The organism is Serratia sp. HNCC26DJ244 (assembly GCF_057180565.1).
This window is the reverse complement of record NZ_JBXUGO010000056.1, coordinates 1-1,854: the sequence shown is the minus strand read 5'-3', so window position 1 is coordinate 1,854 and position 1,854 is coordinate 1. Positions and strand designations below refer to the sequence as shown.

Here is a 1,854-nt window from a genome sequence, read left to right as displayed (position 1 = left end):
ACTGCTATTGCTCAGATTGATATGGCTGGCATCCAGCGTCCAGGTGCCCGCCCCACTGAGGGCGTTGTTCAAGGCGCTCAGTACCCCATTGGCATAGGCGCTAAACAGCAAATTACTGCCACTGGCGATGGCGACTACACCATTGCCCAATTGTGGTGCCTGCGTCACCGTCAGGGTGCTGCCGTCCACCAGATCAAACAAACCATAAAAATTGTTGTTATCGGCGGACAGGGACATATCGGCCCCGTTGCTGAGGGTCACCGTGGAGTCTGCCACCCCAGTGAGTGCATTAGCCACATCCTCCGTCACACCACTGAAATTCAGCACCGAACTGTCGGTAGTCAAATCCACGGTGGCGGTGGCGGCCCCCAGATTATTGGCATCAGTGACGGTTAAACGACTGTCTGCCCCAATCACCTGGGCACCGCTAAACGCACTGTTATCACCGGTCAGTTGCACATCCGCCAGGGTATTGATGGTGCCCGCACCGCTGAGTGGGTTGGCAAAGCTGCCATCGCGGGCGAAATTGAGGTTACCGTCGACATTCACCTCACTGCTGCCCAGGGTCCCGGCATTGTTCAGCACCAGCGTCGCGCCGCTGTCAATGTCGGTATCGGCGGTTAACCCACTGTTGGCGGCGCTGACGGTAAAGGTGCCGGCTTGTAGCTGTAACAAACCCGCGCCGGTTAACCCATCGGTCGCGCTGGAGGTGCCCCCCGCAGTGAGGGCTAGCGTGCCGGTCCCCAGGTTAATGCTGCCGTTGTTGGTGAATAGCCCACTGGTCAGCACACCGCTGCCTAACAGCACGGTGCCCTCATTGGTGGTACTTCCCACCTGTTGGTTGTAGTTATTGAGGTTCAAGCTGCTGCCGCTGTTCACTGTCAGTACGGTGGTACTGCCCAGCGCCCCACTGGCCCCCAGCGACACCGAGCCTGCGCTGATGGTGGTGGTGCCGCTATAGCTGTTGGTGCTGTTGGAAATCGTTAACGGTGCCAGGGCACCCGCCAGCACCAGATCACCGGTACCAAAGATATTCACCGACAGGGTGTTGTTAGACCCCGCCAGCCCATCGGTGGCAATCACCAGCGCATCTACACCATTACCCAGCAACTCAAGGGCGGTGAGGGCGTAATTCATATACAGGCCCGCCCCATTACGGCCACTGTTGCTCAAGCCATAATCATAAATCCCGTTGGCAACATGGACACCGCCCTGGTCAATTTGGCTCGAGGTCCCTTGCCCTGCCGCATTACTGTTAATCAGCAAGGTTAACTGACTGGCCCCCGAAGCGCTCTGGGCACTCACCAGTTGAATGCCATTGGAGGCCGAAATTTGATTCAGCAGTGAACCATTGGGTGGGGTGTTATCAATGGCAACATTGCCCAACACATTCACCACCCCGCCATTGGCAGTCAAGCTGTCAGTAGCGATGATCCCATCCGCCTGCTGGCCGGGAATACCGGCATAAAACGTCAGGGTGCCGCCATTCAGGTTTACATTGCCGACAGATTCGGTGGTAGTCACCCCGTTGCTGCCAACTGTCGCATGACTGTTGGTGCCCAGATCCAGCGTCGCCAAGGTTAACGCGCTGGTGTTATCACCGGAGAGGGCAAACAAGGTATTTTGTAAATTCACCGTACCCGCAAACGCATTGCCTACCGTGGTACCAAAATTAAATACCGTCTGGTTAGTATCAACATTGACATCCCCCAACCCGGTCAGCGCATTATTGAAGGTAAACGCCCCGGTGGTGGTGATGTTCAAATCACTGCCGATATCCGCCACATTCACCGTGGCGGCATTGTCCAGCACCGTGTTGCCGTCAATAGTCAGGCTAGAGCCATTAGTCAGGTC

At 56.5% G+C, this 1,854-nt stretch carries 1 pseudogene; it reads right to left on the bottom strand.

Features of this window, described 5'->3' with window-relative positions:
* Positions 1-1,854 (bottom strand): annotated as a pseudogene (locus tag AC2A06_RS18480) (autotransporter outer membrane beta-barrel domain-containing protein); the annotation flags it as partial.